Genomic DNA, 14,690 nt, shown 5'->3' with positions numbered 1-14,690 from the left:
GCCATACGCGGGTTTGTAGATGCCGATACAAAGGCTTCATTTGAAGAGATGTACACCAAGCGATATGGAAAGGCCTTACCCGAACAATCAATAATGGTCTAATGTTCCGATGGATAATCTTACTACACAAACTTCTTGACGCTACCAATTTTAGCCAATTATTTTAAAATAACGGATCCTATGTCCCTAAGCTAGCTTCAAAAGTTACTTTTCAAATCAACAGCTTCGTGCTTCTCCATTTATCCTTGTGCTTTACCATCCGTCCTCTCCACTCCCGAATCACCGTACCGAAATCCCTCCAAAACAGCTCCCTGCTACAAATCCCCCTCTTATCCCGATAAAGCAAAAAAAGCTCACCTAGACCAAGTCTAGAGAGCTTTCCTGCTATTTATAAAATCCTATGTCAATTACAAGCCACTTCCGCAGCGTATAACTTCCTTTATCTAAAATAGTCTGCTTACCCTTTAAGCTGAGCAACAAAATCGCCGATTTGTTTAAGTCCCGCTTCACGCGTATCAGCATCATTCAGCAGTGGAATGGCATCTTCTATCGTACGCACAATTGCACTGCCCACGATCACGCCGTCACATTGTTTTTCAAAGCGAGCAACCTGCTCACGGCTTGAAATGCCAAAGCCTACTGCGATTGGCAAATCGGTCGCTTCGCGAACCATCGAGAGGAATTCATCAATACCTGTATGAAAATCAGCTCTCACGCCTGTTACGCCAAGCGATGAAACGCAGTAGACAAATCCTTTTGCTTTGCGTGAAATACGAGTAACCCGATCCTTGGATGTCGGTGCCACAAGAGGAATAAGATGTACATTAGCTGCTTCCGCAAGCTGCCTAACCTCTTCATCTTCTTCGATTGGCAAGTCAGGAATAATAAGACCACTGATGCCTTTGCTCTGTACAAGCTCGAAAAACGCTTCAAGCCCATATTGAAACACCGGATTGTAATAAGTGAACAATATGAATGGAATTTTAACGCCGGCCTCACGCGATTGTTCAGCTATTTCAATACAATCCTTGATTGTAATGCTGTTATGGCGCAATGCTCGCTCAGATGCACGCTGGATAACAGGACCATCCGCTAGCGGGTCGGAATAAGGTACGCCAAGCTCGATCATGTCAGCGCCTGCCTTCTCGAGCGTTTGGATGATAGCAACCGAAGTGGCTAGATCAGGATCACCCATCGTAACAAAAGGAATTAGCGCCGTTTTGCCTTCAGACTTCAGCCTTGCAAATGCTGTATCAATGAGATTCATGCTTATTTACCCCCAAGTAACCCATAATTGCTTCTACGTCCTTATCTCCACGTCCGGATAAGCTGACAACGACGACTTTGTCTTTATCAAGCGTAGGCGCAAGCTTAATCGTCTGAGCAATCGCATGTGCTGATTCCAGTGCTGGAATAATGCCTTCTGTGCGCGATAGCAGCTGCAACGCATCAAGCGCCTCGGCATCCGATACAGGAACGTATTCAGCACGTCCGGAATCTTTCAAGTAGGCATGCTCTGGTCCAATACCAGGATAATCAAGTCCCGCTGAAATCGAATGCGCAGGTTGAACCTGTCCATACTCATCCTGCAGCACATAGCTCATCGAGCCCTGGAATACACCGTGACGTCCTTTGGTCATTGTTGCCGCATGCTCAATCGTATCTACACCGCGGCCAGCAGCCTCAACGCCAAGCAGCTTCACGCTGTCATCATTGATAAATGGATAGAAAATCCCCATTGCGTTGCTTCCACCGCCAACAGCTGCTACAACATAATCCGGCAATCGGCCTTCTTCAGTCAATATTTGCTTACGAGCCTCGTCGCCAATGATACGCTGGAAATCACGAACCATCATCGGATAAGGATGCGGGCCTGTAACTGAACCCAAAATGTAATACGTATCTTCAACATGGCTAACCCAGTAACGAAGGGTTTCGTTACATGCATCTTTAAGTGTTCTTGTTCCTGATAGAACTGGCACAACTTCAGAGCCAAGCAGCTGCATCCGGAAAACATTAAGCTGCTGACGCTTCATATCTTCCTCGCCCATAAATACTTTGCATTCTAGACCAAGCAAAGCAGCTATCGTTGCAGAAGCAACGCCATGTTGTCCTGCGCCTGTTTCTGCAATGATTTTTGATTTACCCATACGTTTGGCAAGTACGCCTTGACCAATCGTATTATTAATTTTATGTGCACCTGTATGGTTCAGGTCTTCACGTTTTAAGTAGATTTTTGCGCCGCCAAGATGCTCGCTAAGTCGTTCTGCATAGTATAGTGAAGTCGGACGACCTGAGTATTTATGCAACAAGTAAGTAACCTCGTCTTGAAACGCTTGGTCCTTGGAATAATGCTGATAAGCTTCCTCTAGCTCTAATAATGCTGTCATTAATGTTTCTGGCACATATCTACCGCCAAATTTGCCGAAGCGTCCATTCTCATCTGGTACTTGTGTCATGCTTCCATCACCCTTCTTACAAATAATCGGATTTTCTCGATATCTTTTCGTCCATCCGTCTCAACACCGCTTGATACATCTATCCCGTTTGGCGCATATGTCTTTAGCAGCTCTTGCACATTTCCTTCATGCAGACCACCTGCTACATACAGAGTAATGCCAAGCTCTTCAGCTGCTTGCTTATACTCTTTTATCGCTTCCCAATCGAAGGTTTGACCCGTGCCGCCGCCAGGTGCGTCTATCAGTACGGCATCAATAGCTGCTCGGTATGGCGTTAACTGCTCTAGAGCAGACATTGGCGTGCTGCCCTCGGCATCCTTTTTCATGGAAAATACTTTCCATACTTGTACGTTCAGCTGCTCACGCACCATTTGGCAAAACGCTGCCGATTCATTGCCATGCAATTGAATCACATCTAAAGGAGCTTCTAACAAAAGATTTTGCAGATTAGCAAAGGTTTCATTTACGAATACGCCAACCGTTCTCGGGCGCTCACCGCCAGCTGCCTTTAACTTCGCAGCCGCTGATATAAGCTGCGATGCAGTCGACGTTTCCACCAATCGCTTGCTGGGTGCAAAGATGAAGCCGATTTCGTGAATAGGCAATCCATCCATCTGCTGAATCGTTTGCAGATCCATCAGACCACAAATTTTGATACGCGTCTGCTGCTTCATCGAACGGTTACCGCACCCATTAAATCAGTAACCGATTGTCCTACTTGCTCATGCCGCATAAAATATTCACCAATCAATACACCATGAGCGCCGATTGACTTTAAGTAATCCATATCGCTATTACCCGCAATTCCGCTCTCACTAATGACAGTAACATTTTTCGGCATAAGTCCGATTAACTCTTCGGTCGTTTTTAGATCGGTAACGAATGTTTTCAAATCGCGGTTATTTATGCCGATGAGCGTTGCTTTGTCCAGCTCCAGAACGCCTTCCAGCTCTTCTTTGTTGTGCACTTCTACGAGCACATCCATCCCAATCGACTTCGCAAGATCATGAAACTCACCTAGCTGCGTTGGCGTCATAATAGCTGCGATGAGCAAGATTGCGTCCGCTCCGATTAAGCGGGCCTCATAAATTTGACGATGGTCAATCGTAAAATCTTTTCTTAATAGAGGTACCTTTACCGTATTTTTCACGGCCTGCAGAAATTCATTAGATCCTTGAAAGTAATCACGATCCGTCAACACTGAAATACAATCCGTACCAGCTGCTTCATATTGTGCAGCAAGCATGGTTGGCTCAAAATCAGCACGAATCAGCCCTTTTGATGGCGACGCCTTCTTTACCTCGGCAATCAGTCCCATACTTCTGTTGCGGCCAGCTGCCGATAATGCATGTTCAAAGCCGCGGCATGCTTCCATCTCCGAAATTTGTTTCTCCACTTGCGCAAGGTCAAAGCGAGCCGCTAGCTCCTCAACCTCAGTTCGTTTTGTAGCTACAATTTTATCCAGAAACATTTGCCAACTCTCCTGTCGTATGAATAAGACTCACGAGCTTCCGCTGCGCCTCGCCTGAATCGATCACCTTGGCAGCAATCTCTGCACCCTCGCGAAGCGATTGTGCCTTCCCGCCTACATATATACATGCACCCGCGTTGGCAAGCACGATATCACGATAAGCCCCGCGCTGCTCGCCTGAGAAAATAGAACGAATAAGTGCTGCGTTAACTTCCGGCTCACCACCCATAACATCCGCAATCGGCCAACGTGTTAGTCCAAGCTCCTCTGGCGTAACATCGTAGGTTTTCACATCACCGTTTAATAGCTCAGATATTTGTGTTGGTGCAGAGATGCTAATTTCATCAAGCCCATCATGACTGCTTACAACCATTGCACGTTTCAGTCCAAGCTCACCGAGCACCTCGGCAACTGTAGAGGTGCGGCTCCGATCGTAGAATCCAAGAAGCTGTCTATCTGCTCCAGCTGGATTTGTGAGCGGTCCAAGCATGTTGAAGATTGTTCGAATACCAAGCTCACGCCGCGGAGCAGCAGCATGGCGAAGCGATGGATGATACAACTGAGCAAACATAAAGCAAATGCCGATATCCTCCAAGCATTGTGCGGCTTGTTCAGGAGTTATCGTAATTTGTACGCCTAGTGCCTCCAGTACATCAGCACTACCCGTTTTCCCAGACATCGCGCGATTGCCATGCTTGGCAACTCGGATGCCTGCCGCCGCAGCAATAATGGAGGAAGCTGTTGAGATGTTGAATTTATGAATACCTGATCCTCCGGTGCCACATGTATCGAGCAAACCTTCTTGTTCGGTATGGAGATGGCTCGAATGCGCGCGCATCGCCTCAGCGAACCCGGTTATCTCGTCCTTCGTCTCGCCTTTCATCCGCAGCGCAGTTACGACGCCAGCTATTTGAACAGCTGTTGCTTCGCCGTTCATGATGATGTTCATCACCATTTCTGCTTGCTGCCTCGTCAAACTTGAGCCGCCAATAAGCTGGTTCAGCGCTTGCTGCATCGTTATCGCTTCGGTTGCCTGCATTATTGACCAATCCCCTCTCCGACCTTGACGTAATAATCCGAGTTAATGGAATTGAAGGAATCCGGTGCACTTTTTGGCTGTGCAAAAATCGCTTCAGCCGCACGAATGGCTTTAAGACTGCCTTTCGCCTTGTTGACCGTCTCCAAAAATTCGCTCTCCGGAACAGAATCCCAAACGATTCCAGCTCCTGCTTGTACATACGCTTTGCCGTTCTTAAAAATAATGGTACGGATCGTAATACAAGTATCCATTGTACCGCCAAAGCCCAAGTATCCAATAGCGCCTGCATATGCGCCGCGTGCTTCATTCTCCAGCTCCGCAATGATTTCCATTGCTCTTAATTTAGGTGCGCCAGATACAGTGCCTGCTGGTAAACAAGAGACAAATGCGTCAAAAAAGTCTTTATCCTTGTGCAGCTTGCCAGAAACGTTCGATACAATATGCATGACATGGGAGTAACGCTCAATTTCCATAAACGAATCACATGTTACCGAACCAAACTCCGATACGCGTCCGATGTCATTGCGGCCTAGATCAACCAGCATCAAATGCTCAGCGCGCTCTTTCTCGTCCGCAAGCAGTTCTACCTCGTAAGCCTTATCCTCTTCCGGCGTCTTGCCGCGCGGCCTTGTTCCCGCAATCGGTCTTGTCTCCACGCGGTCGCCCGTTACTTTCACTAGCGCTTCCGGCGAAGCGCCGACAATAACTTCCTCGCCCATTTTCAAATAATACATATACGGTGAAGGATTCATCATGCGGAGCACGCGATATACATGCAATGGATCAACATCTGTATCAATGCTAAAACGCTGTGACAATACGACTTGGAAAATGTCACCTGCGCGAATGTATTGCTTCGCCTTCTCAATGTTTCCGATGAATTGCTCCTTCGTCACATTGGATTGTACATCACCTAGCTCGTAATCAACTTCAATTGAGCGTCCAGATGTTACAGGAATCGTCACCGGCTGCTGCAAACGTTCAATAGTTGCTTCAATTTTGGCAACTGCCGCTGCATAGCTCTTCGCGATTTCCGCATCCGTAGAGCCTTCGGCGATATGAACATTTCCAACGATTTGCAGCTGCTGCTTAAAGTGGTCAAACACAATGATTTGATCACAAAACATAAACTGCATGTCATTCATATTCAAGTCGTCGATGCGGTGGGCAGGAAGCTTCTCATAATATTGCAGTAGGTCATAGCCGAAAAATCCGATTGCTCCACCTGTAAAGGGAGGAAGCTCTGGCAGCGACGGGCTGCGGAAGGAACGCAAATGAGCTTTTAGAAGCTCAATCGGCTTGTCATTAAGCACATGCTTCACGCCGTGATGTTCAAGCACCATCTCACCATTTTTACCGTAAAGCATCATGAACGGGTCCGTTCCTATAAACGAATAACGCGCCCATTTCGCTCCACCCTCGACACTCTCCAGCAGAAAAGCATGATCCTCTTTCGCAAAATGCTGGAATAGTCGAATTGGTGTTTCAGTGTCCGCCATCATATAGCGAACGATTGGAATTAAATTGTACTGACTGGCAAGACGGGTGACGTGCTGCAGCTCATTTGACATTCCGAACAACCTCCCTCAGTAGTGAAAATTCTATTATTAAAAACAAAAAAAGCTCCTGCCAGAGCAGGAGCGTTGGTTTAGATGATGACGGAAGTGTGTAAGCGGAAAAGACGCATGTGTAGATACGTTGAAGCAGCACTTTTACAATCCTGTGTGCCATTGCACATAAGATCGTTCAGCTTTTTCTCAAACTCGCGTATCTCTCATTGCCTAACTCTGCTTCTCTCAACTAATCTCGACTCATCTCTACTCAGCTCATAAAACTACTCTGCTACTCTCACTTACGTAACTAAATATACAACAACGTACAGCTATGCGTCAACAAAGGGATTTGTTCTTTATGAGCTAAAGTCAAAGCTTTATGCTTTAGATAAGTCTGGACGAAGCGCCTGCGCGCCGTTTAAATAAACGTGACGAATCTCCGCTTGCGTCTTGTCCGTGTTGATAAGAACCATTAATCTAATACAGCGCTCAAGACTGCCTTTAACCGGAACTTCAAGCGCGCACATAAGCGGAACAAGCTCCCAGCCCTTCATTTGGCGAATAGCTCTAGCAGGGAATGTCTCGTCCAGATCGCTCGTAACCGTCACGAACACGCTGCAAATATCGTCAGGCACGATCTCATTATCGGCCACGATTCCATTCAACATTTCAATTGTTGCATTCAAAATGGGCTGTTCTTCATTAGCATCTACAGTAATAGCACCACGAATTCCTCTAACACTCATTATTGTTGCACCTCCTGCTTTAATTGCTCTACGATCTCACGTACCCATTGGATGCTGACATCGGATTTTATTTCAACTGAACCTATTGCAGTTGGCACAACAAAAACCATCGTACCCTCAGCAAATTTCTTGTCATGCATCATTGCTTCCATAATCTTATCTACGTCCAAATGCTCAGGGAGCCGCACTGGCAGTCCTGCTTTCGCAAGAACGCGCTTCGTTATGGTATATACCTCTTCTGGAGCACCATATCGCATACCCAGCTTAGCCGAGCCTACCATCCCGATGGAAATGGCTTCCCCATGGAGCAGCTCCCCATATCCAGCTACCGCTTCTAGGGCATGGCCAATCGTATGACCCAGATTCAAGATCGCTCTCAAATCGTTTTCACGCTCATCCTTCGATACGACGGCCGCCTTCACGCTGCAGCCTTTATACAAAGCATAACCAAGTGCTTCCGCATCAAGAGCGCGCAGTTTCTCCGCATTCTCTTCACACCATGCGACAAAGGATTCATCCCAAATTAGTCCGTGCTTGATCACTTCCGACAAACCAGCGCTTACTTCTCTTGGGGGAAGGGTTTGCAGCGTGTTCAGATCATACAGGACAAGCTCAGGCTGATGAAAAGCACCGATAATATTTTTGGCAAGCGGATGATTGACGGCAACTTTGCCGCCCACACTGCTGTCATGCGCCAATATTGTCGTTGGAACCTGTACGAATTTGATGCCTCTCATGTATGAAGCAGCAACAAATCCAGCAAGATCTCCAACAACACCGCCACCAAGTGCAACGATAGCAGACTTGCGGTCGAGACCTTCCTCCAAAGCTTTAGCGACAAGCGTTTCGAGCATAGCTAGCGACTTTGAGCTTTCTCCAGCTGGAACAACGACGCTTGCCGTTTTAAAACCTGCGCCAGCAAGCTCAGACTCAAGCGTTTGCAAATGAATGTCTGCAATATTCGAGTCAGTAATGATGAGCAGCGGCGATTTTTGGCTAATGCCATGCTTAATAAAATAAGAGGATGCCTCCTTCAAGAGGCCTTCCCCGATATAGATAGGATAAGAGCGATCACCAAGTTCAACTGTAAGCTCGCGCATTTTTAATACCGCCCTAGCTGTTCAAGATAATTGTTCAAGTTGGCGCGAATTTCCTCAATGGAATCGCCGCCGAATTTTTCAAGGAATGCTTTGGCAACTTCCCATGCAACGACATGCTCCATCACGACGCTTGCCGCTGGCACAGCACAGCTGTCCGAGCGCTCTACTTGAGCCGTAAACGGTTCTTTAGTATCAATATCCACACTGCGAAGCGGCTTGTAAAGCGTCGGAATCGGTTTCATTACACCGCGTACGACGATTTGCTCCCCGTTCGTCATGCCGCCCTCGAAGCCGCCGAGTCGATTCGTTGCACGATGATAGCCGCGCTCTTCCTCATACATAATCTCATCGTGCACTTGCGAGCCGCGAAGCTTGGCTGCTTCGAAGCCAATTCCAATCTCACAGCCTTTGAATGCATTGATCGATACGACCGCTTGCGCGATACGTCCATCGAGCTTGCGATCCCACTGCACGTGGCTTCCTAGACCAATTGGCACGCCTTCGATAATACATTCCACGATACCGCCGATCGAATCGCCTTCTGCTTTAATTTGATCGATGTAATCAGTCATCTTTTGTTCGGTTTCTTTGTCAACGACACGAACCGAGGATTCCTCCGTCAAACGGATCAACTCATCCACGGATAGTTGATTAGCTGGTGCTTCGATTTCACCGATGCGAATAACTTGTCCAGCTACTTTAATCCCGAATTCCGCGAGAAATTGACGAGCTACCGCTCCTACTGCTACACGTGCTGCAGTTTCACGAGCACTAGAGCGCTCAAGCACATTGCGCAAATCCTTCAAATCATATTTAAGTCCGCCATTCAAATCCGCATGACCAGGACGCGGACGATGAACGCGGCGCTTCTCTTCATCGCTGCCTTCAATCGGTTCAATATTCATAACGGAAGTCCAGTGCTTCCAATCGTTGTTTGCAACGATCAGCGCTACAGGAGCACCAGTCGTTTTGCCGTGGCGTACGCCCCCAACGATGTTTGCTGTATCCTTCTCGATTTGCATCCGGCGTCCACGACCATGACCCTTCTGACGACGGTGCAGCTGGAAATTCAGTTCCTCAAAATCAATTTTCAAATTGCTTGGCAATCCTTCAATAATAGCGGTTAATTGGGGACCGTGTGTTTCCCCTGCGGTTAAATATCTTAAAGTCAACTAAAGCTCCTCCTCAAGTGTAAACGACTAACACAGTCCATTGACGGCACAAGCTCGTTTCGCGGTGAAATTTAAGCGATTTTATAAGTACATCACTTATAAAATTATAAATTTTCAAACAGCTTTCAAGCGCCTGCTATGCTTTACAGCACTAAACATCTTTGCTCATTATAGTACACAGTTACAGGTTTGACAAGAATTTGGACACCTTGAAAGCCGCTGTAACCGTATAAAAAAAGGGCTGGTGGAACTGTCATCTAAAATGACAAATCCGCCAGCCCAGGCAGCGTGCAGTTAATTTGCTGTTAACCGATCTTTCCTAAGTATCGCCGTGCCTTCACTCGTCAGCAATGGATCATCAACAAGTCTTGTCATTTGTCCACTGTCCACTCCGATAATTTGCGCACATTCCTGAATAGAAATAAAACCACGCCTATAGGCAGCTATAACCTTACGTTTATCCATCGGTTGCTTCATCCTCCAAGTTTATTACATACTAACTAGTATAGGAGAAGATGGAAAACGGTATACATGCCGCTTATACCCGGCGATAAAAGAATGTATCAGCGGTCTCAAATCCGTATTGCGCAGGGGAAAAAATTTGTTCCGTACTGCCTACAAACAGCAGTCCGCCCGGTTTAAGTGCATTAGAAAATTTATGATACAATAAGTGCTTTGCTTCTTCTGTAAAATAAATCATTACGTTTCGGCAAACAATTAAATCAAATGATCCATCAAACGTATCATGCAGCAAATTTTGCTGCTTAAATTGAATAAATTGCTTCAGGGAGTCTGAAATCAAATACGCTCCCTCTGACTGCTTAAAATATTTTTGCCGGCAAACCTGCGGAACATCGCGCAGAGATCGCTCTAAATAACTGCCTTCCATTGCCTTTTGCAGCACATTTGAATCGAGATCAGTTGCAAGAAGCGTAGATCGCTGCAAGGCACCCAGCTCAGATAAAATCATAGCGAGCGTGTAAGGCTCCTCGCCTGTTGAGCATGCCGCACTCCAAACCTTTAGACGATTAGAAGCAGCAAGCATCTCAGGAAAAAAGCGCTTTTGCAAAACTTCCCAGCGGGAAGGATTTCTCCAAAACTCAGAAACATTAATCGTCATACGGTCCAAAAACTCATTTAGCATCGTCCGATTTTGCTCAATCGCCTTCCAATACTCATCGAACGTTTGATAGCCGTGCTTCATTCGTAATGTAGTCAGCCTGCGTTTCATTTGAGCTTCTTTGTACTGCGACAAATCAATGTCGGTCTTTTGCTTTATTCGGGCAATAAACTGTGCAAAATCACGATCTTCAAGCATAGGCTCCTCCATCGCTTGTGGGCGAAATATTAAATCCACCGTTGAATTGTATGCTCGTATTGCACCAGCTCCGCTGGCGTGAAGTAAATGCCGATCTCTTTTTCCGCATTAGCTGCCGAATCCGAGCCATGAATAAGATTAAAATTCGTATGTACAGCAAAATCAGAACGAATAGTGCCGGGATGAGCATCTAGTGCATCCGTTTTGCCAATAAGGGCACGCGTCAATGCAATGACATTGTCACCTTGCCATACCATCGCAAATACAGGACCTGACGTTATGAATTCGAGCAATGGCTCATAAAAAACTTTGCCTTTATGTTCCTCATAATGGCGCTCGGCAAGCTCATGGCTCAAAACCATAAACTTGGCTGCTGCAAGCTGCAATCCCTTTTTTTCAAATCTCGAAACGATTTCGCCAATTAATCCGCGCTGAACGCCATCAGGTTTAATCATCAGAAAAGTTCTTTCCATCCCCAACCATTCCTTTCTATTTTGCACGATTAATAATTACGTTTACCAAACAAAATCGCAATATCGCTCAAGTTCTTCTTCGCTGTGACGTTCGGCAATCCCTCTAATGCTTTGAGAGCTTTTTTAATATATCGGTTTGCAAGCTGGTCTGCTTGATCTCCGCCATCGCTTTTGCGAATCATTTCGATGGCTCGTCCAGCATCTCGTTTCCCGCCTTGCTCCCTGATCAAAGCAATTTCCTTTAACAAAGGGTCGCGGGTTTTGGGGTCCTGCAAGGCAAGTAGAACCGGCAACGTAATATTTCCTTGACGCATATCTGAGCCTGAAGGCTTGCCGATCTGTTTCTCTGTTCCATAAAGATCAAGCAAATCATCACGGATCTGGAATGCCATACCCACATTATAACCATAGCGATATAAGCTATTTGCTGTTTTTCGGTCCGTTCCCGCGGCAACAGCGCCAAGCTGGCAGCTAATAGCAATTAATAAAGCTGTTTTGCGTCTAATCCGAAGCAAATAATGCCGTACCGATTGTTCTGTGTTGAAGAAATCACGAATTTGTTCCATTTCTCCGATACACATTTGTACAAGCGCATGCGACAAAATTTGATGTATCTGCGGATTTGGAAGCTGAGCAGCGATTGACAATGCTTTGCCATGAATGAAGTCGCCCGTATACATCGCTATTCGATTGTCCCACTTGGATTTTACAGTGAGCTGTCCACGACGTGTTTCCGCGTCGTCAATAACGTCATCATGTACAAGTGAAGCCATATGAATAAGCTCGAGAGGGACGGCGACGCGCTTCATTACATCAAGCTGATAATCGCCAAACTTGCCTGCCAGCAGAACAAACACCGGTCTAATCCGTTTACCGCCAGCTCTAAGCAAGTGCAAAGAAGCTTCGCCAAGCAGCACATGATCATCCGAAATGCTGCGCTCAAGCTCCTGCTCGATCTGATTTAGGTCGCCTTTCATCTTTGCATACAAATCTAGTAGTTTCATTCTTTCACCTATTGGGCAGATTGGTCTTCAAAAAAAGTAAGCTCCACGTCATTCGATAGCAACCCTAGCTGCTTAGAATAATTGAAATATAATTTAAGTCCTTCTTGCAGCTTGCTCCCAAAATCATATTGAAGCGAATGAAAGTACATCTCCCAGTAAGTTGATTCTCCTCCAAGCTGCATACAGGCCTGTTCAATTAGTGGACCAAGATGGCTCTTATTATACTGTTTGCTCGCATTTAACGCTTTATATACTGCACGAACGGCTTCTGGGGCTGCAAGAGCTGCTTCTTTACGTGCAGCAACAACAGCGTAAGTCATGCCAAGTCCCGTCCACTCATTCCATAATTGTCCTAAATCAATGACATGAAGGCCGTGGTTTTGCCAAGAAGCATGAATGGCAGGATCGCCAATGATGAGTGCAGCATCGGCTATCTCCAGCATACTTTCCAGATTCGGTGCGGCAGTGACATACTCTGGGTTGCATTCAAAGTGCAATGTCATCAAAATTTTCAACAGATTAACTGAAGTTGCTGATGTTGTCGTTACTGAAATTCGCTCAGGACGTTTACGGCTGATCGGCTCTTTCAGAAATAAAAAGATCGAGTTGACCTTCCCTACCGAACCTACGGACAATTCTGGCAGCAGCACATAATCATCCGCGTTTAATCCGTAGGCAAATGATGATATAGCCGAAATATCCAATTCACCAGCTTGCAGAAGCCTATTTAATTCAGAAGGCACACGTTTAATGACCTCAAAGCTATCCCCATCCATTCGCTCCTCGAGCTGATGGAAAAGAGGCCATGCATTCGCGTAATCAATTCTTCCGATGGTGATCGGGCGATTCATGCCCATTCTGTTCATCTCCCCATCTTCTGTACAAATCATGTTCGATTGTCATATTATCAAGTACTTTACCAACTAAAAAGTCAATCATTTCATCCATCGTTTGCGGTTTGTAATAAAAAGCCGGCATAGCCGGTATGATCCTAACGCCAAGACGAGCCAGCGTCAGCATGTTTTCAAGGTGAATCGCATGAAGCGGCGTTTCTCTTGGAATAATAAGCAGCTTCCTGTTTTCCTTCAACATAACATCAGCGGCTCTAGTCATCAAATTATCGGAAATGCCGTGCGATATCGACGCAAGCGTCCCCATCGAGCACGGCACAATAACCATTCCTTGAACCCGGTAAGAGCCGCTTGCAATGCTTGCGCCAATATCCGCATTGGGATGAAAAACTAGTCTAGCTTCCGCGATAGCATCGCCAAAACGTTGTTCAAGAGCTGCTGAACGACGAGTCGTCTCCCAGCCCAGTTCTTCTTTTAGTACTCTCCAACCAGCTTCTGTTATGACGAGATGAACCTCGTATTTCATCTGAAGGAGAACTTCAATAAGCCTTATTCCATAAATTGAACCACTTGCTCCTGTAATGCCTACTACCCATCGATTCGTCCAGTTGGTTTCGTTGCGGCCGTCTACCATTGGTGAATAACCAATAAATCAACGATAACAAACAGAAAAAGCACGACGCTTAATGTACCGTTCATTCCAAAAAAAGCAGTTTGGACGCGCGACAAATCGTGTGGCCGTACCATCCAATGTTGGTAGAACAGAAGCGAAATCGATATCAAAGTACCAAGCAAGTACATCCAGCTAAGGTCTGTCAGCCAAAACAATGCTATAAAGCCGATTGCCGTAACGACATGAAAGGACCGAGCAATCCAGATAGCCCCTTTAATACCGAACCGAGCCGGAATCGAATGCAAGCCAGCATTGCGGTCATACTCAAAATCCTGTGTTGCATAAATAATGTCAAATCCAGCAATCCATAAAGAAACGGTAATATATAATATCCAAGCAGCTAGATCAAATTGACCTGTTATGGCAACCCATCCGCCAAGCGGCGAGAGTCCAATTGTTAATCCCAGCACAACATGGCATAACCATGTAAAGCGTTTTGTGTAAGAATAAAGAACAAGCAAAGCTACCGCGATTGGCATAAGTTTCATTGCAATTGGTGCCAAGTTCGCCGTTGCTACAAACAACAAAACGAAGGAAACAATGATAAATAACATGACTTCTGCTGATTTAAGCAAGCCAGCCGGAAGGGCTCTTTTTTCAGTACGCGGGTTGCGTAAATCGATAGCCTTATCTATCAGTCGATTCAAGCTCATCGCAGCGCTTCGAGCACCAAACATCGCAAGCGTTACCCAGCCGATCTCCCCCCATGAAGGAAGGCGCTGCTCCATCATTACTGCACCTAGAATCGCTCCCATAAAAGCAAAAGGCAAAGCAAACACAGTATGTTCAAACTTAATCATTTCCAAAATAATACGTAATTTGCGAATCATT

Annotated in this window: 16 protein-coding genes; all 16 read right to left on the bottom strand. The window is 46.1% G+C overall.

The genetic code is table 11. The annotated features are described in order from the left end of the window. Positions 1-457 precede the first annotated feature (457 nt). A complete protein-coding gene (trpA, locus tag AC1DPK_RS13050; RefSeq protein WP_477510559.1) occupies positions 458-1,267 on the bottom strand; it encodes a tryptophan synthase subunit alpha in 810 nt (269 codons plus the stop codon). Continuing rightward, positions 1,254-2,459, bottom strand: a complete 1,206-nt coding sequence (trpB, locus tag AC1DPK_RS13045) for a tryptophan synthase subunit beta (RefSeq protein ID WP_477510558.1) — start codon at positions 2,457-2,459, stop codon at positions 1,254-1,256. The genes trpA and trpB overlap by 14 nt, the downstream gene beginning before the upstream one ends. Then, positions 2,456-3,133 carry a phosphoribosylanthranilate isomerase gene (locus tag AC1DPK_RS13040; protein WP_477510557.1) on the bottom strand — a complete coding sequence of 226 codons (678 nt, stop codon included), beginning with the start codon at positions 3,131-3,133 and terminating at the stop codon, positions 2,456-2,458. Before AC1DPK_RS13040 ends, trpB begins: the two co-directional genes overlap by 4 nt. Next, entirely contained in the window at positions 3,130-3,930 is an 801-nt protein-coding gene (gene trpC, locus AC1DPK_RS13035) for an indole-3-glycerol phosphate synthase TrpC (protein ID WP_477510556.1), read from the bottom strand. The genes AC1DPK_RS13040 and trpC overlap by 4 nt, the downstream gene beginning before the upstream one ends. Continuing rightward, complete coding sequence (gene trpD / locus AC1DPK_RS13030; protein ID WP_477510555.1) at positions 3,917-4,969, bottom strand: anthranilate phosphoribosyltransferase; 1,053 nt, start codon at positions 4,967-4,969, stop codon at positions 3,917-3,919. Before trpD ends, trpC begins: the two co-directional genes overlap by 14 nt. Continuing rightward, the gene (trpE, locus tag AC1DPK_RS13025) at positions 4,969-6,540 is read right to left on the bottom strand and encodes an anthranilate synthase component I (protein WP_477510554.1); all 1,572 of its coding nucleotides are present in this window, start codon (positions 6,538-6,540) and stop codon (positions 4,969-4,971) included. Before trpE ends, trpD begins: the two co-directional genes overlap by 1 nt. Positions 6,541-6,899: 359 nt before the next feature. Next, positions 6,900-7,268 (bottom strand): chorismate mutase, encoded by a 369-nt coding sequence (gene aroH / locus AC1DPK_RS13020; protein ID WP_076271337.1) that lies wholly within the window; start codon positions 7,266-7,268, stop codon positions 6,900-6,902. Continuing rightward, entirely contained in the window at positions 7,268-8,368 is a 1,101-nt protein-coding gene (aroB, locus tag AC1DPK_RS13015; RefSeq protein WP_477510553.1) for a 3-dehydroquinate synthase, read from the bottom strand. Before aroB ends, aroH begins: the two co-directional genes overlap by 1 nt. A gap of 2 nt (positions 8,369-8,370) precedes the next feature. Further along, positions 8,371-9,540: a chorismate synthase gene (gene aroC / locus AC1DPK_RS13010; protein ID WP_477510552.1), complete on the bottom strand. Its 1,170-nt coding sequence runs from the start codon at positions 9,538-9,540 to the stop codon at positions 8,371-8,373. Positions 9,541-9,834: 294 nt separating this feature from the next. Continuing rightward, positions 9,835-10,005 carry a hypothetical protein gene (locus AC1DPK_RS13005; RefSeq protein ID WP_179089935.1) on the bottom strand — a complete coding sequence of 57 codons (171 nt, stop codon included), beginning with the start codon at positions 10,003-10,005 and terminating at the stop codon, positions 9,835-9,837. Positions 10,006-10,078: 73 nt separating this feature from the next. Beyond that, a complete protein-coding gene (locus tag AC1DPK_RS13000; RefSeq protein WP_477510551.1) occupies positions 10,079-10,858 on the bottom strand; it encodes a CheR family methyltransferase in 780 nt (259 codons plus the stop codon). Between the two features lie 29 nt (positions 10,859-10,887). Then, positions 10,888-11,331: a nucleoside-diphosphate kinase gene (gene ndk / locus AC1DPK_RS12995; protein WP_076271341.1), complete on the bottom strand. Its 444-nt coding sequence runs from the start codon at positions 11,329-11,331 to the stop codon at positions 10,888-10,890. A 29-nt stretch (positions 11,332-11,360) separates the two neighbouring features. Then, positions 11,361-12,335 carry a polyprenyl synthetase family protein gene (locus tag AC1DPK_RS12990; RefSeq protein ID WP_477510550.1) on the bottom strand — a complete coding sequence of 325 codons (975 nt, stop codon included), beginning with the start codon at positions 12,333-12,335 and terminating at the stop codon, positions 11,361-11,363. A gap of 8 nt (positions 12,336-12,343) precedes the next feature. Continuing rightward, complete coding sequence (locus AC1DPK_RS12985) at positions 12,344-13,192, bottom strand: menaquinone biosynthetic enzyme MqnA/MqnD family protein (protein WP_477510549.1); 849 nt, start codon at positions 13,190-13,192, stop codon at positions 12,344-12,346. Next, the gene (locus AC1DPK_RS12980; protein WP_339203275.1) at positions 13,155-13,820 is read right to left on the bottom strand and encodes a UbiX family flavin prenyltransferase; all 666 of its coding nucleotides are present in this window, start codon (positions 13,818-13,820) and stop codon (positions 13,155-13,157) included. The genes AC1DPK_RS12985 and AC1DPK_RS12980 overlap by 38 nt, the downstream gene beginning before the upstream one ends. After that, positions 13,814-14,689, bottom strand: a complete 876-nt coding sequence (locus AC1DPK_RS12975; RefSeq protein ID WP_076271344.1) for a UbiA-like polyprenyltransferase — start codon at positions 14,687-14,689, stop codon at positions 13,814-13,816. Before AC1DPK_RS12975 ends, AC1DPK_RS12980 begins: the two co-directional genes overlap by 7 nt. Position 14,690 lies beyond the last annotated feature (1 nt).

The organism is Paenibacillus sp. 01T424 (assembly GCF_056398745.1).
Note: the sequence above shows the minus strand (reverse complement) of the source record. Positions and strands in the feature narration are given on the sequence as shown.